Genomic DNA, 22191 nt, shown 5'->3' with positions numbered 1-22191 from the left:
ATATTATAAACTCATCATTTCCTTAAAGCGGGCAGCTTGACGTCGGCTTACTTCGATTCGATCACCACCCTTGAGCGTCACGACCAAGCCTCCATTAAACCAAGGCTCTATCGCCTCCACCCAGCCGAGGTTAATGATGTGTTTCCTGCTGGCGCGAAAAAATGACTTCTCATCCAATCGTTCATCCAAGGCATTCAGTGACTTATGAATCATCGGTTTAAAGTTGTCAAAATACACCTTGATGTAATTTCCATCCGATTCAAAAAGGCGAACGTTTGACAATCTGACAAACCAGCACCTGTCTCCATCTTTGACAAAAACCTGATCTTCCAAGGTCAATTTTTTCTGATTGACATACGCCCCTTCTTCATCACGTTTGGAAGCTCCTTCGATTTTGCCGAGCAACTTATTGATGGCATCTTCGAGACGCTTGGGTTCTATTGGTTTCAACAAATAATCGAGCGCATTGACCTGAAAAGCCTTCAATGCATACTCATCATAGGCCGTAGTGAAGATGACATGAGGTACATGGTCCAATTCCTCCAGGAGATCAAAGCCCGTTTTTTCCGGCATCTGGATATCCAAAAAAATCACATCTGGCTGAAGCTGCTCTATCTTTTCCTTGGCATCGTCTACATTTACGGCTTCGCCGACGACTTCTACCGTTTCAAGTTGGTTCAGTAAATTAATCAGTTCTTTACGGGCTAGGCGCTCGTCATCGATTACAATGGCTCTCATAGTTATTGAGTTTGTTATTCTAAAGTAACTCTTTGTTTTGGTATTTTAATTTCAGTGATCACAAACTGGTTTCCGGAATTAAATATCCGGAAACTTGCCTGGTCTCCGTATAGCAGCTTCAGGCGTTGTCTGGTATTTTCTAATCCGTGTCCTCCCGTATCTTTTTTAGAATTAAAGGAATTGGGATTGAGGTAGCCGCTATTTTTCACCTGAATGTAAAGTTCCTCCTGCAATCCTTCCCGGCATTTGATTTCGATCAGGCCTCCTTTGACTAGATTGGAGATCCCGTGTTTGATTCCGTTTTCGACGATAGTCTGGAGCATCATCGGGGGAATTTTGTAGCTGTAAGCCTCATCCTCTACCTGATACACTACTTCCAAACGTTCCTCAAAGCGAATCGTTTCCAATTCCAGGTAATCCTTGACTGTTGCCAATTCATCTGCAAAATCGATCACCTGCTTTTTGTCCATCATCAAAGTAAAGCGCAGCATATTCGAAATCCGGGTGATGGCTGACTTTGCTTTTTCGGGATCTTCATCGACCAGCGCCCTCACAGAATTCAGTGCATTGAAGATAAAATGCGGATTGAGCTGACTTTTCAGGTGATTTAGTCTGATTTCATTGATCTTGGCTTCATATCTGAGACCACTGTTGTAATTGTCTAAGAAATGAAAAAGAAAATACAGCAAAAACCAGAATGAGTAATACAGGAAGTTGACAAACAGCGTGACTGCCACGATCACCGCCCTAAAATCCTGCGCGGGATTCAAGGTGCCAAAAGCCAGGTTGATCAGGATTTGGGCAATGAAGTTCAAAATCGAAAGGCCAATCAGGGCTAAAATGGTCTGAAGCAAGAGCCTCAAGATGCCCATCTTAAACCAGCCGTAGGTCTTGACGATATGTCTGAAGCCGTGAGTGGAAAGTAAATAATACAACGCCCACGCGACAAAGGCCCAGCTTTGTTTGGGTGTGATGCCTTCGGAAAGTGAGGCAAAAAAGATATTGACAAAGGCAAAGCCTCCCCAGCCCAAAAGCTGCAACGTCCAATAAAGCCTGACTCTGTTCATCTTTGGCTTAAAGTTAGCCATGGAGGAGGAATGGAGATCTTTAATTTGATAGATGGACGAGACGCTTGATTTTCGTGTCAAATTCAGCGTTTTAATTCAGCCTTCAAGAATCTGCCAGTGTGACTTTTGGCATGTGCCGCTACTTCTTCCGGAGTTCCTTGGACTACGATTGTTCCACCTTTATTCCCTCCTTCAGGACCCAGATCTATCACTCGATCTGCTACTTTGATCACATCAAGGTTATGCTCGATGATCAGGACTGTATTCCCTTTATCCACGAGCTTTTGCAACACGCCCATCAAAAGATCGATGTCCTGAAAGTGCAACCCCGTAGTAGGTTCATCCAGGATATAAAATGTCTTTCCAGTATCCTTTTTTGAGAGTTCAGTTGCCAATTTGACCCGCTGTGCTTCTCCTCCTGAAAGTGTCGTAGCATGCTGTCCCAGAGTGATATAGCCCAAACCCACCTCACTGAGGGTTTTAATTTTTCGGAGAATCTTCGGTTGAAACTCAAAAAAATCTACCGCCTGCTCCACGGTCATATCCAAAACGTCCGAAATGGATTTTCCTTTAAATCTTACTTCTAGAGTCTCCCGATTGTAGCGCTTCCCTTTGCAGGTTTCGCAGGGGATATGTACATCTGGAAGGAAATCCATCTCTATCAGCTTCATACCCGCACCTTCACAATCCTCGCATCTGCCTCCTTTAACATTGAAGGAGAATCGCCCGGGCTTGTACCCTCTGATTTTTGATTCGGGAAGATCGGTGAAAAGGGTCCGGATATCAGAGAAAACACCGGTATAGGTTGCAGGATTTGATCTTGGAGTCCGTCCGATTGGGGACTGATCCACTTCGATCACTTTGTCCAGTTCTTTGAGGCCTTCGATACTTTTGAAGGGCATCGGTTCCTTTTTTGAATTGTAAAATTCCCGGTTCAAAATCGGATAAAGTGTCTCATGGATTAAGGTACTCTTCCCACTTCCGGATACTCCTGTGATCAAAATCAAAGTTCCCAAGGGCAATTCCAAAGTGACATTTTTCAGGTTATTTCCACTGGCACCTGTCAGAATTAAACTCGACCCTTTTCCTTTTCTTCGCTCTTTAGGAATGGGCAAGCCAAGCTTCCCACTGAGATAGCGAGAAGTGACCGAACCATTGTTGAAGATCGCTGTAGGATGGCCTGCAGCTACAACATGTCCGCCATGGCGACCAGCTCCCGGACCCATGTCGAGTACAAAGTCTGACGCGAGCATCATGTCCTTATCATGCTCTACCACAAGTACCGAATTGCCCAAATCACGCAGACTTTGAAGTGCTTTGATCAATTTCTCATTGTCACGCTGATGCAGCCCAATGCTTGGCTCATCCAAAATATAAAGCACACCGACGAGCTGCGTACCAATCTGAGTGGCCAGTCTGATTCGCTGAGCCTCACCTCCGGATAGCGTTCGCAGGGGGCGATTTAGGGACAAATAACTCAACCCAATATCGAGCAAGAACCCAATCCGCTTGCGGATTTCCTTCAATACCTCAGCACCGATGATATTCTGCTTTTCTGTGATTCGACTTTCCAAACCCTCAAACCACTCCGCAAGGCTCTGGATATCCAGCATTGCCAATTCACCGATGTGTTTTTCATCTATTTTGAAATGCAAAGCCTCTTTTTTCAAACGATAGCCTTCACATTCGGGGCAAGTTTTGGTGACGGTAAACTCGGAAACCCAATCCTGAATCTTGTCCGAACTTCCCTCCTGATATTTCTGAAGAAAGTTGACTATTCCTTCAAAGGTGGTATTCCATTTAGTTCCTGGGTATTTGACCGAGTCCACTGCTACTTCCACTTTGTCTCCAAAAAGTAAGACTTCCACCACATGATCAGGAAGATCTTTGATAGGGGTGCTCATGCTGCACTTGTAGTGCTTAAGGATTGCTTCGATTTTCTTAAAAATCCAGATGTCCCGATATTCTCCCAAGGGGGCAATTCCTCCTCGGGTAATGCTTAGGCCGGGATCTGGAATAATGCTCTCCCGCGTGATTTCTTCTATGATGCCCAAGCCATTACAGGTAGGACAGGCGCCGTAGGGTGAGTTGAATGAGAAGGAGTTTGGAGCTGGCTCATCGTACGAAAGTCCCGTCTCCGGATCCATCAGGTACTTGGAGAAATGGTGTACCTCTCCATTTTCTTCACGTACCATGATGACACCTTTGCCATGCTGAAGGCCAGACTTAAGTGATTGGGTAATTCGAAATCGATCCGATTCATCTGCTACAATCCGATCAATGACAATTTCGATATCATGGATCTTGTATCGATCCACTTGCATTTTTGGGACAATGTCCATCACCACACCATCCACCCGGACTTTAGAGAAACCCATCTTGCGGATTTGCTCAAAAAGCTCACGGTAATGTCCTTTTCGACCTTTGACTACCGGTGCGAGGATGTAGAGTTTTTTACCTGAAAAATTGGAGAACAATTGATCGATAATCTGGTCTTCCGTCTGCCGGATCATTCGCTTCCCGGTCAGATAGGAGTACGCTTCACCTGCTCGGGCATATAGCAATCGCATGAAATCATAAATTTCAGTCACCGTGCCGACGGTCGATCGAGGGTTTTTGGAGGTAGTCTTCTGCTCAATGGCAATCACCGGAGAAAGTCCGTTGATTTTGTCCACGTCGGGTCGCTCCATTCCCCCCAGAAAAGATCGGGCATACGCCGAAAAGCTCTCCATGTAGCGGCGCTGTCCCTCTGCATAGATGGTATCAAAAGCCAAGGAGCTTTTTCCACTTCCGCTCAAACCAGTCACCACGACGAGTTTGTTTCGGGGGATTTTCACATCGAGGTTTTTGAGATTATGCTCTCGGGCTCCAAAAATTTCTATATATTCTTCCTGTGAAGCAGGGGATTGACTCATGAAAATGCGGAATTATTAATCGGCGAAGGTACAATTTTTTGAGGGGAAGCCCGAGGGCAAGCCCAAAGATTGTAACCTGAAACAGGTGAACTTGGTTCTCGCCAATTTACTTAGGCAAAAGGCTGAGAAATCGATGGGCTCGGCTCCGAAAACCAAACTGGCCCTGATTCGGTCATGTACACACAATCTTCATGACGTACACCAAATTCTCCCACTATCGAAATATTTGGCTCAATGCTGAAGCACATTCCCGGTTCCAGGATTTGCGTATTGCCCCGGACTGCATTTCCCCATTCGTGGCCATCCATCCCGATGCCATGACCTGTGCGGTGCGGCAAGCCTGGCAACTTGTAATCGGGTCCAAATCCTGCATCTGTGATTACTTTTCGCGCAGCGGCATCTACTTCTCCGAGTGTTGCACCGATTTTGGCCGCGCGGTATCCTGCTGCTTGAGCTTCTTTTTCCAGATTCCAGATTTCAATCTGTCGGGCAGTAGGCTCTGCACCAAAGACTATGGTACGGCTGATATCCGAATTGTACCCTTCTACAGTACATCCGCAATCAACCAAAACGACGTCACCTTTTTTCAAAACTTGTGGCTTGGAAGTTCCATGTGGGTAAGCAGAAGCTTCGGCAAAGTTAGCTAGGGCAAAAGCATGTCTTCCGCCCATTTTCTGATGGGCTTGAGCTACTGTGGAGGAAAAAGCTGATGGACTGACCCCTTCTTTTAGGGCTGCAAAACCCAAAGTCATCGCCTCGATGGTCAATTTTGTGGCACGTTGCATCAATGCAATCTCTGCAGGGGATTTAATGATGCGGCAGGGAATGACTATCGGATCAGCACTGACAACGTCAAAACCACTGGCAACCTGCCGTAGACCATCTGCGATGAAAAAACGCACGCGTTCTTCCATTCCAATCTTGCCTGAAGTGGCTCCAGAGTCTACTATGGCCTGTTTCATTTGCTTATAGGGACTTTCGTCCTCCTCCCAAGCATAGATTTTGGAACCCAAAATAATCCGCTCCTCCAGCCTTGATTCCTCAAATTTTGGACAGATGTAGCTGACTTCGCCTTTGGAGGGTATGATCGCAACCATTGGCCGCTCACTCTGTCCCCAAGTCATACCTGTAAAGTAATTCATGGAGGTGCCAGAATCCAGGACGATGGCTGCAAAGCCATTTTTATCCATCAAACGTTGTGCTTTTGCGATTCTTGCTTTGCGCTCTTCTAAGGTAATCGGAACCACATCAGCGACACGCGATGTCAATCCCTCAAGCTGAGCCTCCAGCGTAGATGATTTAGCAGCTGCAAAAGTGGAGCTGCCTGCAAAAAGGGATGTTCCTGCTCCCAAAGCTGCCATTTGCATAAAATTCCTTCGTTTCATTTTGATTTTTGTTGGTGGTTTTCTCTTAATTATTTCCTTATTCAGGTAGGATTATTTCGTAGATTTTTCCTCTTTTCACCTTGAGATTCCGGTCTCTCAGCCAAGGGTTGTACAGCTTGAGATCTTTATAGGAACTTCCCTGAGCTTTAGCCCAGCTTGGTAGATCTTTGATATCTTCATCTACTCGGACTGTGCGGAAAGTGGGGTTTTTGTAAAAGTCACTTTCCTTAAAATGGTAACCAAACGCTCCCGGATTTTCGAAAATCACTTTGAACGCAAGAATCCGAAACAGATAGCGACTCGTCTCATCATTAAGGTAGAGTTCGTAATAGTTGTCATGAAGTTGCTCCTCCTGCCGACGGCTAAATCCGGCCTGACCCATGTTGTAGCTTGCTGCGACCGCTGTCCAATCGCCAAACTTGGCATGCGCTTTTTTAAGGTATTTGGTGGCGGCTAGTGTGGATTTTTCAAAATGATACCGCTCATCGACGTCTTTGGATATTTCTAGCCCATATTCTTTTCCCGTGCTTTCCAGGATTTGCCAGAATCCTCTCGCGCCTGCAGGAGAACCCACATTCATCAGGGCACTTTCAGCGATTGCCAAGTATTTGAAATCATCCGGAATCCCATTTTCCTTTAGCATGGCCTCGATGGCAGGGAGGTATTTGGCTGAGCGCTTCAACAGCAAAATCATGTTGGATTCCCAATACGCATTGACATAGATCTCACGCTCCAGCCGCTCATAAATATCCCCTCTTTCCAGTGGAACTTTCTCACCTGCAAAGTCCAGATTCTTAGGAAGGTCAAAAAGTCGGATCGAATCCCGAGTCACGGTAAATGCCTGAACTGGATAGGATCTTTCGTCCATCTGAACTACCTGCCCAGAAGGCGAATTTGGAGTTTTCAAGATAGCCCAAGCTCCCAAAGCAATGGAGACTATCAAGAGAAAATAAATCAAAAAGAGGTGAATTCTACTCATGGTTCAAGATAAAACCAGTTCACATGGATTCCTAAGGTGTTTTGTAAACGGTCAAAAATTAGCTCGAAGATCAATTTTCTGCTCACTCGGTCAAGCAAATTTCTTTCCGAATTCAACCACCCTGAATTTTGTTTTAGACAAAAAACAAAGCTTGAGTTCTTGCTACTTTCCCAGCAAAAAAATAGGCTCAAGATCGCTCTGCAACAGGATCTGAAGAAAATTGAGGGATCGAAATTAAGAAGAAGCCAACTTACTTCAACCCAAAGTTGATTTCTTCAACCAGACTGACTTTTGCCTGTACATAACTTAATGTCTGAGTGGCATAAGTGCTGGAAACAGCTTTTTGAACTTGGGCACAAAAATCACTTTTCTGAAATTCTACAATGGCAGATTTCCCCGGGGCTATTGGTGGGGCAGATTTCCCGGTCTCTGCTATGAGGATGCTCTTGCCGTCCTTTTTGTAATACAATTGGACCAAAATAAAGCTGGATTCGGAGTCGGTGCCTCCTGAGTTTTTAACGGTAACAGGAAACTTGGGTCCAGATGAACTAGAGAAACACGCCTTACAAACCGGTATGATCAGGGAAGGGGAATTGACTGTGAGCGAAAGTGCCGCTGGCACATTGCCTGTATTGACTTCCAAGGCCACAGAATCCTGATTATCAATTACCAGGTCTTTATATTGAAGCTTCAGGTTACTGGTAGCCTGTCTGACGCTGACTGGCTTTCTGGCGGTGGAAGTGGAAGTAGCTGATCGCTGCGCTAAAGTTGGATATGCTACCCCAAATACCAAGAGGAGGATGAGGAGGTTTTTCATGTGTTTATAATTTGATTTATTTCTGCCAGATGGAATGCCCTAAATAAGGATTCTCCTGTCTGAGAACCTTTTCTCGTGGGCATTTCATAGAAGCTGGAAGTTGTAAGGAATTTACAACTTGAAGTAATCTCCTCCAATTATTTTCAAATCCTAAAAAGCTGGTTTTTAGATTAGTTCTAAAATTTCCTCCAACTACTCTCCTGAATTGGAAAGTCTCATCACTTTTTTCTGACCGCCCAGCTTTCCTTTTTTCCTCAGTCAAGACTCAGAAATTGCATGCCGGGCCAGTTGTGAGATCAGCATATCCAAAGGATCATTTATTTAGTATAAAAAGACCGTCTTTCAAGGATCAACTCACTTTTTGACGAAGCGCTTTTTTTATTTCTTTTCGTTTGGCTTTAGATGCTTCCTGATTTTCAAATTGAAATCTTAGGGAACAAGAGCTAGTTCCAAGGGTACCACTCTCTTCTCGATAGGCAAAGACCAAATACGTTTTCCCTAACTGGAAAGAAACTGAACAAGTAGAAAAATCAGATTGAAAGAATAAACGATCTCCTTTTCGCTCTTTACCAACTTTACCTTTCAGCACTTCAATTATTCGGAATTGAGGTTCGTAGCCTCTCTTTTTATAGTAAAGGGAATCGAAAACTAAATCACCTACCCACTCAAAATTAGGGTCTTTGGGGTCTTCTATCGAAACTACTTCGGCTAAAAAAATAACTGGATGCCCATCAACAGCATCCTTCAAACTATAGTCTGAAGGAATAATACACTCACAGGCCCAGGAAGATCCTAGGGAAATCATAAACAAGAGCAGAGTCAGCTTTATTTTATTCATTTCACCATCTCCAATATTTCCTCCAAATACTCTCTTGAATTGGAAAGTCTCGGCACTTTGTGCTGACCACCCAGCTTTCCTTTTTTTCTTAGCCAGGACTCAAAGAGCCCTTCCGGTGCTTGGTGCACAATCGGCATCTTCAAAGCCAAATTTTTGTACCGCTTGGCATCGTAGTCTGAGTTGACTTGACGGAGTTGCTGATCAAGCAACTCTGTGAATTGGCTTAAATCGGAAGGGGGAGTTCTGAACTCTACAATCCATTCATGGGCACCATTTGAGCCATTTCCCTCAAAATACACCGGTGCTGCAGTGAAATTGGCAATGGTCGAGTTTGTACTTTCCGCCGCAAACTGGATGGCTGCTTCGGCGTTTTCCACGATTACTTCTTCGCCAAAGGCATTGATAAAATGTTTGGTTCTACCAGAAATCCGAAAACGATAGGGTGAGATGGAGGTAAATTTCAGGGTATCACCGATTTTGTACCGCCAAAGTCCTCCATTAGTCGTAATAATCATGGCGTAGTTTTGCCCTACTTCCACATCTTTCAGCGAGACAACATTTGGGTTTTCTTTTTCCCACTCTTCCATAGGAATAAACTCATAGAATATCCCATAATCCAGCAGAAGCAGCAATTCATCGGAATTGGGTTGATCCTGAATTCCAAAAAATCCCTCGGAGGCATTGTAGGTCTCCATGTAATGCATCTTTTCCGAAGGAATCAATTCCTTGAAAAGACTTCGGTAAGGCCCAAAGGCTACGGCACCGTGAAAGAAAATTTCAAGATTAGGCCAGACCTCAAGGATGTTTTTTGCTTTTTTCAGCTCCAGAATCCGACGCAGCAGCACGATGGTCCAAGTAGGAACGCCTGCGATACAGGTGACATTTTCGTTCATGGTCTCCTGAGCCATCTTTTCGATTTTGGCTTCCCATTCACCCATCAGGGCAGTTTCCAGGGATGGAGTTCTGGCAAATTGAGCCCAAATCGGAAGATTCTGCATGATGACTGCGGAAACATCGCCGGCTTTGGCGGTGCCCTGAGGATTCAAAGGATTTTTCTCCAAAGTCCCTCCGATGGTCAAGCTTTTTCCGGTAAAAAGTTTGGAGTCAGGATAGTTTGAGACATACAGGGAAACCATGTCCTTGCCTCCTTTGTAGTGGCATTCCTCCAGGCTTTCTTCTGATACGGGGATGTATTTGCTCCGGCTACCAGTGGTCCCCGATGACTTTGCAAACCATTCTATGTCTGAATTCCAAATGACGTTCTGTTTGCCCTGCATCGTTTTTTCGATGAAAGGTTTAAAGGATTCGTAATCAAAAACTGGGACATTTTTGGCGAAATCCGAATAGGACTTCACCTGTTCCAAACCATATAGCTTTCCGAATTCGGTCCGTTTTCCTGATTCTAACAGCTCCTGGAATGTAGCCTCCTGAACTTGAATCGGGTTTTGTTTGAAATTCTCAATTTGACCTATCCGGTTTTTAAAAATCCAGGTCATGAAGCTGTTGATCACTTCCATTAGTTAAAAATTTTGCGTTTCAGCTCAAACTGACTACCCAAATACACCTTGCGTACCTGCTCATCAGCTGCAAGTTCTTCTGCCGTACCTGCTTTGAGCAGCCTGCCTTCAAACATCAGGTAAGCTCTGTCTGTGATGGAGAGTGTTTCATTGACATTGTGATCTGTGATCAGGATGCCAATATTTTTGGTTTTAAGTTTGGCTACGATAGTTTGGATTTCTTCCACAGCTATGGGATCTACACCGGCAAATGGTTCATCCAAAAGCACAAATTTTGGATCCACGGCCAAGGCACGGGCAATTTCGGTTCTTCTTCTTTCTCCACCGGAAAGTACCATACCGAGATTTTTACGTACATGGGTGAGGCTAAACTCCTCCAGAAGACTTTCCATTTTTTCTTTTTGCTGGACTTTTGGCATTTTGGTCATTTCCAAGACCGCCAGGATATTCTCTTCCACAGACAGCTTTCTGAATACCGAAGCCTCCTGAGCGAGATAGCCGATTCCCAGTTTGGCCCGCTTGTACATCGGCAGACTGGTGATTTCATCATTTTCGAGAAAAATCTTTCCTTCATTGGGCTGGATCAGCCCTACGATCATGTAGAAGGATGTCGTCTTTCCTGCCCCATTTGGACCCAGCAAACCGACTATTTCTCCCTGCTCTACCTGAACGGAGATGTCGTTGACCACGCGGCGGCCTTTGTATATTTTGACGAGGTGTTCGGCTCGTAGCATCATATCAGTCAAATTTGATGTCTTTCACATAGAGTTGCAAGCTGCTTTTGTCCCGGAAGAAATTCTCCCGCATTTCTACCACCAGGTCGCAGCGCATTTTCCCTCGAAGCATATTTACAGTAGTCAAATCAGGGTCTTTTGCCCGATCTGCCATCCCAAATCCCAAGCAGACAGGGGTAGTCACCTGTCCGTCCTGAATGATTTTAAAACGTAGATGTTTGTCCTTTAAGACGGTCACTTCATCGGCAAAAACATTGGAAATACGGAAAACAGGCTCTGTATTTCCAGGGCCAAATGGGGCCATTTGCTTCAGAATATTATAAAACTTGTAATTGATCTGATCCAAAAGCAATATATCATCCACTTCAATGACCGGTTTGAGGTGGATTTCTTCTATTCTACTCCGAACTACCTGCTCAAATTTCTCCTGAAATGCAGGGACATTTTCCACCGAAAGGGTCAGACCTGCGGCATATTTGTGTCCTCCAAACTGATCCAAAAGCTCTGCACATTCTGCAATCGCCTCATAGATGTCGAAATCGACGACCGAGCGAGCACTTCCTGTTGCTTTGTTATTGGACTCTGTAAGGATAATGGTAGGGCGGTAATACTTCTCAATGCATCTACTCGCCACAATACCAATGACGCCCTTGTGCCAATCCTGCTTGAACAGCACTGTGGAGTTCCACTGCGCAGTTTCCTCCCGAATGGCTAGCATCTCAAAAGCCTCCTTGGTGATGTTTTCATCGAAGTTTCTACGGGTGGAGTTCACTTCATCGACGAGCTTGGCGCGCTCGATGGCTTCGTCGAGGTTTGGGGCAATGAGAAGTTCCACGGAAGCTTTCGCATGCTCAAGTCTTCCGGAAGCGTTGATTCGTGGTCCAATTTTGAAGACAATGTCTGAGATCTGAATTTCCTTCTCTACTTTGGCCTGAAGAATAAGTGCTTTCAGTCCTGGCCGGGGAATATTGTTGATCCGGTCTAGTCCGTAGTAAGCCAAAATCCGATTTTCTCCTGAAATCGGTACGATATCCGCCGCAATGCTCACAACCAATAGATCGAGGTAATTGTACAGACTGGACTCTTCAATTCCGGCGAATTTGGCGTAGGCTTGGATTAGCTTGAAGCCTACTCCACATCCGCTCAGCTCCTTGTATGGATAGCGACAGTCTTTTCTTTTGGCATCCAAGACTGCTACGGCAGCTGGAAGCTCATCTCCCGGAGTATGGTGGTCGCAGATGATGAAATCCACACCGAGTTCTGATGCAAGCCGAACTTTGTCAATGGCTTTGATCCCACAATCAAGTGCTATGATCAATGAAAACCCATTTTCAGAAGCCACTCTTACTCCTCGCTCGGAGATTCCATAGCCCTCTTTGTATCGGTCGGGAATGTAAAAATCGACATTCGGATAAAACGTCTTCAAAAAACTGTACATCAGCGCTACCGCGGTGGTACCATCCACATCATAGTCCCCATACACGAGAATTTTCTCCTGATTTAGGACTGCATGATGGATTCGATGAACTGCTGCCTCCATGTCTTGCATCAGAAATGGATCATGTAGCTGGCTGAGGCTAGGTCGGAAGTAGTCTTTTGCCTGATCAAAACTCTCTACGCCCCGATTGATCAGCATATTGGCCAAAGTGGGATTCACGTTGATTTCTTTGCCGAGTTTTTCGATTGCTTCTTGCGAAGCTTTGGGTTTTTGTTTCCAGACGTACTCCATGTGGCTAAATTACAAAAGTAAACGGGATGAATGCCGCTTGCAGATTGGTTTGGGTAATCTCTTTTTAGCGGATAAATAGGTCAAAAAGTTTCCTTATTGGCAGAATTAGGCCTGTTTTTGTTTCAAGTACTGAAACCAGAAATAGCCTGGAAAAATCAACGCTTTTAGTTTCCAGTCATTTTTTTCCCTGAAACTCAAGCCGGGGTCCTGATGGACAGCACGATACATCTTTCCCGCCAAAAGGCAATGGCCGATCAGGAAGAGAAAAATAAGTGCGTAAAGAATCAGTTCGTTCATTTTTCTAGTTGGGACAGGAATAACTTAGGATGAAAACTTCCGCTTTATTGGAATCAATCCCAAGGAAACCTTATCACTTTTTAGTTTTTCTGCAAAATCAAGGAAGCCCAGTTATCCTTGGAGGATTTGTCGAGTAATGAAAGTCCCAGCGGTGAGGCCACTTCCAGCAAATCTTCACTGTCTTCCGTGTAAAAACCACTCAAGAGCAAATGTCCCCCGGGAGTCAAAAGAGCAGCATAAATGCCCAGTTCATCCAGCAGGACGTTTTTATTGATATTAGCGAGGATGATCTCATAAGGTCCTACTGGGTTAACCTGTCGGATCGTACCCAAACCCATCCGGGTAGTCAGACCATTTAGGTCGAAGTTTTCATTTCCGTTGTCCACACACCAGTCATCGATGTCAAAAGCCTCTACCTCCCTTGCTCCAAGCAGATGAGCCATGATCGCCAATATTCCTGTACCGGAGCCCACATCGAGCACTCTTTTGCCTCTGTGGTCCAGTGCTCCCTGATGACGAAGCATTTGAAAAGTGGTGGCGTGGTGACCTGTCCCAAAGGACATCTTTGGATTGATGACGATCTCGTGCTTGAAACCCGACTTAGGCTCATGAAAAGACGCCCGCACATAGACCAGGTCTTCTACTGCTATCGGATCATAGTTTTTTTCCCACTCCTCATTCCAGTTGACTTTGGGCATGAGGCCTTCACTGAAGGTGATTTGCCCTGCCTCTTGATAGTCTGAAATCACCGCGGTGAATTTTCCCCGATCAAATTCTGATTCGAGAATGTAGGCATCGATTCCATCCTCATTTTCGAGGAAAGAATCGAAGCCGATCTCTGCCAATTCGGCTATGAGGATTTCCTGAAATTCATCCAGGCACTTGATTTTAAACTCCAGGTAATCCATGTAGTGATCAGAATGATTTGATGATTTCCAGGAAATCTCTGGACTTAAGCGATGCACCGCCAATCAGGCCGCCATCTACGTCTGGCTTTGAGAAAAGCTCCTTCGCATTTCCCGGATTTGCACTTCCACCATACAAGATGGAGATGCTATCAGCCAAATCTTTCCCGTATTTTGAAGCAATATGTCTTCTCAGCGCTGCGTGCATCTCTTGTGCTTGATCCGCTGTGGCAGTTTTGCCTGTACCGATTGCCCAGATAGGTTCGTATGCGATCACGACTTTGGCCATTTCTTCTGGGCTCAAATCAAAAAGACTTGCTGTCAATTGGAATTTCACATTGGATTCATGGGTTCCTGCCTCACGAATTTCCAAAGATTCACCACAGCAAAAAATGGGCGTCAAGCCGTTTGAAAGCGCTTGCTTCACTTTTTCGGCAAGCAAATCATTGTCTTCCTTGAAATATTCTCTTCGCTCAGAGTGGCCTAGGATCACATAGTTCACCCCAAAGGATGCGAGAATTTTGGCTGACACTTCACCCGTAAAAGCACCGGCTTCTTTCTCGGAACAGTTTTGAGAACCCAAGGCGATTCCCGGGGTATCACCAATTAGTTTTTTTACCGGAAAAATATGTGGGAAAGGAGGATTCAAGACAGCGATGACATCTTTCACTGCTTCATCTTTGTACATATTCACGATTTCGGAAGTCAGTTTTTGGCCTTCGTCAAAGGTCAAATTCATCTTCCAGTTGCCGGCAACGATTTTTTTACGCATGATAGGTTTAAAATTTAGAGAGGTTTGAAAAAAGAATAAGGAAGGGTACTTTGGCTTAAAATTACCAAAAATGTCCGGTTGGGGAAAATATAACCCAGATCAAGCTCCAAAAAAGTATTGGTCACTCGAGGAAGCTAAAGGAAAACTAGAGACTTACTGTGCCTACCAGGAGCGAAGTCAGTGGGAAGTGCGCCGCAAACTGTATGAGAAAGGGATAAAAGGAAACGCTGCAGAAGAACTGATCTCGGAAATGATTTCCGATGACTTTCTCAACGAAGAGCGCTATGCAAGAGCTTTTGCCCGCGGCAAATTCCGAATCAAACGATGGGGACGAAATCGGATAATCCAAGAGCTGAAGATGCGGGACATCAGCCCCAGATGCATTCAATATGGGCTTTCGGAGATTGACCCTGATGAATATTACGATTCGCTGCTGACTCAAGCTGAAAAAAAATGGGAAAAGACTTTAGAAAAAGACCATTTCAAAAAGCGGTATAAAGTGATCCAATACCTCATGAGCCGAGGCTATGAGCAGGATTTGGTACAGGAAGCTGTGGTTAGTTTGCAGAAAGGTTAAGTAGTCAACAGTCCACGGTCCACAGTCGACAGCATGTTAAAAGGACTATTGACCTTTAAGTCATGATTCATCAATTTTTCCTAGTTTATTGAATTTCTTAAGGCTTGAATTTTAACTATCAATACCTCATAGGAAGAATATAGATTAGAGAAAGATTCATCCGAAATTATGTTTCTTCTCCAACCGAGATGAAGACAACAGACCACCTCAATTGCAGATCGATTTGAATACCCAAGGAATTTTTTAAATTCTGCGTTGGATTGTCCGGTAGAACCTTCTGCAATATTTAATGCCACTGAATCTGCTGCGCGTTGAATTTGAGAAGCCAGAACAAATCTTTCTTCCGAAGGAAAGGTTTTGACCAACCGATTAATTTCAGTTGCCAAATTGATGGACAGTTCCCAAACCCGTAATTCTTCAAATTTAAAAGCCATAGTGAAAAAGTTATTCTTGAATTTAAAAAAGAAAAATCTAAAACCCGAGAGCCTTCTCTAAACCAATGACTATACCTTAAACTGCTGTGGACCGTAGTCTGTGGACCGTTGACTATATCATTTCCGACATAATCTTAGCAGAAAGCAGCGAAAGCGGAATTCCTCCACCGGGATGCACAGAACCCCCACAGAAGTAGAGATTTTTGATTTCTGAGGAAAAATTAGAGTGCCGCAGGAATGCCGCAAATTTATTATTGGAGCTATTGCCATACAATGCGCCTTGGGCGGAAGATGTCTTGGATTCGATGGACCTTGGGTCAAGGATTTCTTCCACCTCTATCAGCGGCTCAATATCAGATTTCAGAACTCGATTGATTTTAGAAATGATGTTTTTACGAGCTTCAGCGATGAGTACATCCCAATCCTGACCTTGATTGTTGGGCACATTGATCATCGTAAACCAGTTCATACAGCCTGCTGGAGCGTCGTCTTTTTTATAGACCGAAGTAATATTGATGTAGACTGATGGGTCCTGATAAATTGTTCCTTTTTTGAAAATGTGATCAAACTCGGTTTGGTAATCCTCACTGAACAGAATGTTATGAAGGTCTAATTCCGGGAAAACGTGCTTTATCCCCCAATAAAAAATCAGAGCTGAACTTGATTTGGGCTGTTCCAATAGGAGCTTAGGCTGTTTTTGCTTCCGCAAAATGGTCTTGTAGGCGTTGACCATGTCCATGTTGTTGACCACAATGTCTGCTGGGATTTCTTTCCCTTTTACCAAAACTCCAGTGGCCTTTCCATTTCCCACCAAAATCTCCTCAACAGGACTGTCGAAATGATAAGTCACTCCGAGTGAAAGGGCTAGGTGGTAAAGGCTCATGGTGATGTCATGCATTCCTTTTTTAGGAAAAAAAGCCCCAATGTTAAACTCCAAATGCGGAATGATATTCAGCGTGGCTGGCGTCTCGTAGGGATTTGAGCCGTTGTAGGTCGCGTATCGATTGAACAGCTGAACCAATTTGGGTGAACTGAACTGCCTTTCGTTTGCTTTATTCATGGTTGAAAAAATCCCGAGCTTACCCATTCTCAAATAGGATTTGAGTGCCTGAGGATTGGTCCAAGTGCCAAACTTGTGTAAGGAGCGATGCATGAATAGCGGCGCCAAATGATTGTAAATAAACGCTGATCGCTTTAAGGCCTCACGGATATGGGATGCAGGTTCGCCAAGTTTGGATTCTACTTCTTCAGCAAAACGGTTGATATCGGACCAAGCCTTCAGCCGTTTACCATCTTCCCAAAAGTAATGGCAAGCCACATCCAATTTCAGGTATTCAAAATGCTCCTCGGGACGTTTTCCCGCCAATCTGAAAAGCTCTTCTACCTGATCCGGCAAAGTAAAAAGCGAGGGTCCGGCATCAAAGCGGTAGCCGTTTAATACTATTTCCGAAAGTTTTCCACCGGGATAAGCATTGGCTTCAAAAACCTCCACGTGGTATCCCTTGATAGCCAATCGGATGGAGGCTGCTATGCCGGCAATACCGGAACCGATGACTAGGGCTTTTTTATTCATTGCTAATTGTTTGCTATTAACCAAAAGGAGAGCTAGGAGTTTGTTCTTTTTTGGGATTTAATTCCAGTCTTTTACACCTAAAGTCTGAAAGGCAAGATAGATATTTGAGTCAGACTGAACTCCGGGCCTTCTCAATTTTATCGGATACAAACAAAAAAAGTCCGATCCCACCGAAGTGGAACCGGACATTTAAACTTAGACCTTATGAGAAATTAATACCCTGGATTCTGCTCAATAGGAGCAGAAGAATTTGTCTGAATTTCGACTAATGGAATAGGCCAAACAAATAGATTACTACTGTATTCCAATGAATGATCAAATGTGATCGCTCTGTCAGTGGTGTAGAAATCAATGTTATTGATTGACCTAGAGGCAGCTTTTGGTGGAATTCCATCCATAATACCCGCACCTGAAAGCCGGTGGATATCTGGCCATCTTCTTCCTTCAGCTAAAAACTCAATTCTTCTTTCATTGTAAATAGCAGTTAAAAGACCAGACTGTCCACCCAAACCAGTTGCTGTATAGCTAGGAACGGATTCGGGTAAAGCCCTATCTCTTACAGAATTCAATAATGCCACTGCCGCATCAAGGTTACCCAATTGAGCATTTGCTTCAGCTGCATTCAACACTACTTCAGAGAATCTCAAAATAACATTCGGATCAGTACGAGTAACAGGATCAATGTATTTTGCAGTATAAATTCCAGTTGCATTCCTGCTCGTCAGCTCAGTTCTTCGAGAATCTTCAGGATGCCAGAAATCTGCTCTCCAGATAATTGGAGATACTTTAACAAGCCCACGTCCACCATCAGCAGGATTACCATACATAGCTGGTAAAGCACCATTTACTGTTCCGTTGGAACCTTCGGAATTTATGAAAGAGAAAATGTTATCAGAACTGCTTCCACCCCTGAAAGGAAGTGCTGGGTTTGCTGTCACAGAATAAAGACCTTTGATCTTATCAAATTCAGCGACCACATCAGCCCATCTTTCCATGTGCAAAAGTACTCTAGTCTTCAATGCAATTACAGAACCATAACTTGCTCGAGATACATCACCGGCACCTGAACCAAACGCTACTGCAGCGGCATCCAGATCAGCAAGTAATTGTGTATAATCCTCGCCAACAGTACCTCTACCAACAGCCTCACCTTCAGGGACTTTTGGCACGTCATTGATCGCAAAAGTTCGGTAAGGAACACCTGCTGAAGAAGGATCATCAGAATAAGGTCTTGCAAAATGAACTAATAGTTCATGATGAGCAAGAGCTCTTAAAAACAGCATTTCTCCTCGGTAAGAATTGGCTTGTTCAGATGTAAGGACCCCATTTTCTACTGCAGGATCCAGATTTTCCAAAACAATGTTGACCCGGTTAATCATTCGATAGAGCGATATCCACATCCCATTGTTATTGGCTGTTTGTGGATTGTAGCCATTTGTGTAGGTAATTTCATAAAAGGCTTGGTCATTATACATATCCTCACCTCTCATGTCGCCTTGCTCCACATTGGCTGCTCCAAATGGGTATCCACGACCATTAACAACGGAGCCGTTATAAAATCCTCTCTGTGCTGATTCATATACACCTAGCACAGCTGATTCAATTCTTGCAGCTGTACCAAAAGCTTCAGAATCAGGAATCAGGTTAGCTGGAATTAATTCAGTTACTTCACAAGAACTGACCACACCAATCATAGCCGCTCCGGCTAGGATAAGTTTGAAATTTTTTATAGAAAACTTTTTCATTTTAATTCTTCGTTTAGGATTATAAAATTAGAATCCAACGTTTAGACCCAAGGTATACGTTCTAATTACTGGAGCTACGTTCCAGTCAACACCGAACTGTCTTTGACCAGAGAATTGGTTAGACTCAGGATCCAATCCAGAATATCCGGTGAAAGTGAATGGGTTCTGAACTTGAGCAAAAAACCTTGCATTAGTCACAGCTCCATTAAAGGCAGATTGTAATGCAGCAGCAGGAACAGTATATCCAATTACGATATTTTGGATTCTGACAAAATCACCTTTCTCAACAAATCTGCTGTTAGAGGCAGAATTTTGCCAAGTATTTGCATCTCTTCCAGAATATAGTCTTGGAATATCCGTAACCTGTCCACTTTCAGTCCACCTGTTTAAGATAGAGGCATGATTGTTTGAGAAACCAAGTCCTAATAATCCTCTTACTGACTCATTCATGATGTAATTCCCGCCTGAGAATCGAGTAAATATTTCAGCATCGAAATTTCCAAATTTGAACGTATTACTCCATCCTCCTTGCCATTTAGGAAGTGTATTGCCCAAGAATGATTGTGTCGGTGCAGAACCCGGTGTCGTGGTATTTGAAGGATCATTTGGATCATAAGCTCTCCAGGTATTCGCGCCCACTAACTGCACGATATTTTCACCGCTTAAGTACATCACGTTACCGTTTGCTGGGTTTACACCAGCCCAAGTGAATCCATAAAGCTGGGCAATAGGACCACCAACTTCTGTTCTGTTGTAGGTGTTAGTCAATGGCTGAACCAAATTAGTTACTTCGTTTTCAATGAAAGTGATATTGAAATCAGTGTTCCAAGAGAAATTACCTTTGTTGATCACATTGGCAAAAGCTCTCAATTCAAATCCTGAATTCACCATTGCCCCTACGTTCTGATTAATTTCGTTATTAGGAATACCCAATGAAGGAGCAGTAGGTGCTGCCAAGATCAAACCATCCACATCGTTCGTGAAATAATCAGCAGAAATGGTCACTTTACCGATGGTCATATCAAGACCTACGTTAAACTTCTTAGAAGTTTCCCACTGTAGGGCACCGTTGGCCACTCGTGCATAACCAATACCAGCACCAGCACCACCTAAAACTGGAGAATAACCACCAAAGGCTGCAAATGCATCAATACCTGTATTACCAACCTCAGCATATGATGCTCTGAATTTTAAATCAGAGATCAGTTCGGAGTTAAAAAACTCCTCATCAGAGACTCTCCATCCTACTGAACCCCCGAAGAAGGTGCCACGCTTATTGTCTCCAATCAAGTCAGAGATACCATCATTTCTTACTGTAAATGACGCCAGATATTTTCCTTTGTAGCTGTAATTAAATCTACCAAAGTATGAGTCAAATCCTTGCTCAGAGTATCCTCCACCTGAGAACTGGTTGTTATATGAACCAGAGATAAGGTTTTGAAGTCGATAGAAGTTGTCAGATAGGTCAGTTCCTTGTGCTGAGAAATTATAGTAGTTGGTAAATTGATATTCCAAACCAGCAGTAACATTCAAATTGTGATCGTCTGCGATTACGGTTTGGTAATTCAACGTATTCTGCCAATTCCATCTGAAAACTGGATTATACGCCATAAATACAGATCCATTGGTACTACGACCATCACCGTGTCTCGGATCAAGTGATTGGAAATCATCCGCAAGAGTCAAATCAATACCAATTTGTGTTCTAGCGGTCAAACCAGTCGCAATATCAACCTCACCATAAGCGGAACCAAGTAATCTATGTGCTCGGCTTCTGTAAATGTTATTATCTAGTACAAATCCAATATTAGGAATATTGTTATCTGGACCTGCTAGGTTATTGCCAAATCCAGTTGTCGCCCCATCAGCAGTTACATTGTAGCCATCAAATGCGGTGTTTTCTGGATCATAGATTGGAACGTTTGGTAAAGCTCTAGTTGCATTGTATATCGCTCCTGAAAGTGAGTTTGAACCATTATTAAGACCATTAATTTCAGTCAATGAATAAGAAAGTGATGTTCCAATTCTTACAGCTTTCGAAATACTATGATCGATATTTGCTCTAAAAGAATATCTCTTCAAATCATTTGCTACAATAGGAGACTCTTGATCCGTGAAACCTAGTGAAAAGAAATATTTCGTAGCTTCAGAACCACCTGAAATTGAAAGGTTGTGCTGTTGCGTAAAGCCTTTTCTGAAAATTAGATCTTGCCAATCTGTATTTACACCTTCTCTTGCATTTGTAGTTGCATTTGGGTTAACATTGGTTATTTTCTCATTAGCAATTTCCACGAACTGATCTCCGTTTAACAATTCAAAACGGCTAACTTCTTCATTGATTCCCATAGAGGTACTGTAACTTACCTTAGCTTTTCCAGTAGAACCTCTTTTGGTAGTGATGAGAATCACACCATTAGCCGCTCTTGAACCATAGATCGCAGTTGCAGATCCATCCTTCAAAACCTCATAGGACTGAATGTCCGCAGGATTGATATTCGCCAAAGGATTTGAAGAGTTTACAGATGATCTATCATCATCCACCACTGGCACTCCATCGATTATAATCAATGGGCTAGCACTGGCAGTCAAAGAGTTTACACCTCTAATTCGGATAATTGGTCTTGCACCCAAAATTCCACTTGGGGTAGTTACCTGAACACCAGGCGCTCTACCAGCTAGTTGAGATTCGAAAGATGGAGTAACCAAGTTTTCGATGTCTTCACTACTGATTGAAGTCACAGAACCAGTAATTTCTCTTCGCTCCTGAGTACCGTAGCCTGTTACTACTACTTCATTGAGGACTTTGACATCGGTGTCCATTGTCACGTTGATCACGGAACTGGAGCCAATTGACATTTCCTTGGTAAGGTAGCCAACAAAGCTGAAAACAAGGGTAGATGCGTTATCTGGAACAGTGATGGAATAGGATCCGTCCAGATCCGTGATTGTTCCTTGAGTGGTGCCTTTCACCACCACGCTGGCGCCTGGTATGCCCTCTGGCTCTTCAGCCGAAGTTACCCTACCAGTGATCGTTTTGGATTGCGCGAGTACCGACACGATGGTCAGAAAACTCAATGCAAAGCCTAATAAAACTTTCTTCATAGGTAATTGATTTAGTTTTTTTAACATTCAGGAAGCTAATATGAGGGGATATGATGCAAGGAAACAA

At 43.8% G+C, this 22191-nt stretch carries 18 protein-coding genes; 1 reads left to right on the top strand and 17 read right to left on the bottom strand.

All coding sequences use genetic code 11. The annotated features are described in order from the left end of the window. Window positions 1-3 precede the first annotated feature (3 nt). The 13 genes from DK188_RS01910 to tpiA form a co-directional block, all read right to left on the bottom strand. Window positions 4-738, bottom strand: coding sequence for a LytR/AlgR family response regulator transcription factor (locus tag DK188_RS01910; RefSeq protein WP_111669088.1), 735 nt, complete (start codon window positions 736-738; stop codon window positions 4-6). A gap of 14 nt (window positions 739-752) precedes the next feature. Beyond that, window positions 753-1805, bottom strand: coding sequence for a sensor histidine kinase (locus DK188_RS01905; RefSeq protein ID WP_111669087.1), 1053 nt, complete (start codon window positions 1803-1805; stop codon window positions 753-755). Between the two features lie 83 nt (window positions 1806-1888). Beyond that, the gene (gene uvrA, locus DK188_RS01900; protein WP_111669086.1) at window positions 1889-4720 is read right to left on the bottom strand and encodes an excinuclease ABC subunit UvrA; all 2832 of its coding nucleotides are present in this window, start codon (window positions 4718-4720) and stop codon (window positions 1889-1891) included. 110 nt (window positions 4721-4830) lie between these two features. Beyond that, the gene (locus DK188_RS01895) at window positions 4831-6105 is read right to left on the bottom strand and encodes a M24 family metallopeptidase (RefSeq protein WP_232825636.1); all 1275 of its coding nucleotides are present in this window, start codon (window positions 6103-6105) and stop codon (window positions 4831-4833) included. A gap of 37 nt (window positions 6106-6142) precedes the next feature. Beyond that, the gene (locus DK188_RS01890) at window positions 6143-7084 is read right to left on the bottom strand and encodes a lytic transglycosylase domain-containing protein (RefSeq protein ID WP_111669084.1); all 942 of its coding nucleotides are present in this window, start codon (window positions 7082-7084) and stop codon (window positions 6143-6145) included. A gap of 250 nt (window positions 7085-7334) precedes the next feature. Further along, entirely contained in the window at window positions 7335-7901 is a 567-nt protein-coding gene (locus DK188_RS01880) for a hypothetical protein (RefSeq protein WP_111669082.1), read from the bottom strand. A 349-nt stretch (window positions 7902-8250) separates the two neighbouring features. Continuing rightward, entirely contained in the window at window positions 8251-8739 is a 489-nt protein-coding gene (locus DK188_RS01875; protein ID WP_111669081.1) for a hypothetical protein, read from the bottom strand. Further along, window positions 8736-10256, bottom strand: a complete 1521-nt coding sequence (locus tag DK188_RS01870; RefSeq protein WP_111669080.1) for a GH3 auxin-responsive promoter family protein — start codon at window positions 10254-10256, stop codon at window positions 8736-8738. The genes DK188_RS01875 and DK188_RS01870 overlap by 4 nt, the downstream gene beginning before the upstream one ends. After that, window positions 10256-10993 carry an LPS export ABC transporter ATP-binding protein gene (gene lptB / locus DK188_RS01865; RefSeq protein WP_111669079.1) on the bottom strand — a complete coding sequence of 246 codons (738 nt, stop codon included), beginning with the start codon at window positions 10991-10993 and terminating at the stop codon, window positions 10256-10258. Before lptB ends, DK188_RS01870 begins: the two co-directional genes overlap by 1 nt. Before the next feature lies 1 nt (window position 10994). Beyond that, window positions 10995-12719: a single-stranded-DNA-specific exonuclease RecJ gene (gene recJ, locus DK188_RS01860; RefSeq protein ID WP_111669078.1), complete on the bottom strand. Its 1725-nt coding sequence runs from the start codon at window positions 12717-12719 to the stop codon at window positions 10995-10997. A gap of 105 nt (window positions 12720-12824) precedes the next feature. Beyond that, the gene (locus tag DK188_RS01855) at window positions 12825-13016 is read right to left on the bottom strand and encodes a hypothetical protein (protein ID WP_111669077.1); all 192 of its coding nucleotides are present in this window, start codon (window positions 13014-13016) and stop codon (window positions 12825-12827) included. An 80-nt stretch (window positions 13017-13096) separates the two neighbouring features. After that, window positions 13097-13924 (bottom strand): 50S ribosomal protein L11 methyltransferase, encoded by an 828-nt coding sequence (prmA, locus tag DK188_RS01850; RefSeq protein WP_111669076.1) that lies wholly within the window; start codon window positions 13922-13924, stop codon window positions 13097-13099. Between the two features lie 7 nt (window positions 13925-13931). Next, the gene (gene tpiA, locus DK188_RS01845; protein WP_111669075.1) at window positions 13932-14693 is read right to left on the bottom strand and encodes a triose-phosphate isomerase; all 762 of its coding nucleotides are present in this window, start codon (window positions 14691-14693) and stop codon (window positions 13932-13934) included. Between the two features lie 70 nt (window positions 14694-14763). Here tpiA and DK188_RS01840 point away from each other — a divergent pair, with 70 nt between their 5' ends. Next, on the top strand, window positions 14764-15270 hold the full coding sequence (locus DK188_RS01840; protein WP_111669074.1) for a regulatory protein RecX: 507 nt from the start codon (window positions 14764-14766) through the stop codon (window positions 15268-15270). Between the two features lie 80 nt (window positions 15271-15350). On the opposite strand, the gene DK188_RS01835 is transcribed toward DK188_RS01840, so the two are convergent. The 4 genes from DK188_RS01835 to DK188_RS01820 form a co-directional block, all read right to left on the bottom strand. Further along, entirely contained in the window at window positions 15351-15704 is a 354-nt protein-coding gene (locus tag DK188_RS01835; RefSeq protein ID WP_111669073.1) for a four helix bundle protein, read from the bottom strand. A 112-nt stretch (window positions 15705-15816) separates the two neighbouring features. Further along, the gene (gene crtD, locus DK188_RS01830; protein ID WP_111669072.1) at window positions 15817-17277 is read right to left on the bottom strand and encodes a 1-hydroxycarotenoid 3,4-desaturase CrtD; all 1461 of its coding nucleotides are present in this window, start codon (window positions 17275-17277) and stop codon (window positions 15817-15819) included. 212 nt (window positions 17278-17489) lie between these two features. Next, a complete protein-coding gene (locus DK188_RS01825) occupies window positions 17490-19022 on the bottom strand; it encodes a RagB/SusD family nutrient uptake outer membrane protein (protein ID WP_111669071.1) in 1533 nt (510 codons plus the stop codon). 27 nt (window positions 19023-19049) lie between these two features. Continuing rightward, a complete protein-coding gene (locus tag DK188_RS01820; protein WP_111669373.1) occupies window positions 19050-22124 on the bottom strand; it encodes a SusC/RagA family TonB-linked outer membrane protein in 3075 nt (1024 codons plus the stop codon). Window positions 22125-22191: the final 67 nt, after the last annotated feature.

Source organism: Algoriphagus litoralis, from assembly GCF_003259255.1.
In the GTDB taxonomy this organism is placed as follows: Bacteria; Bacteroidota; Bacteroidia; order Cytophagales; family Cyclobacteriaceae; genus Algoriphagus; species Algoriphagus litoralis.
This window is presented reverse-complemented; position numbering and strand designations above follow the sequence as displayed.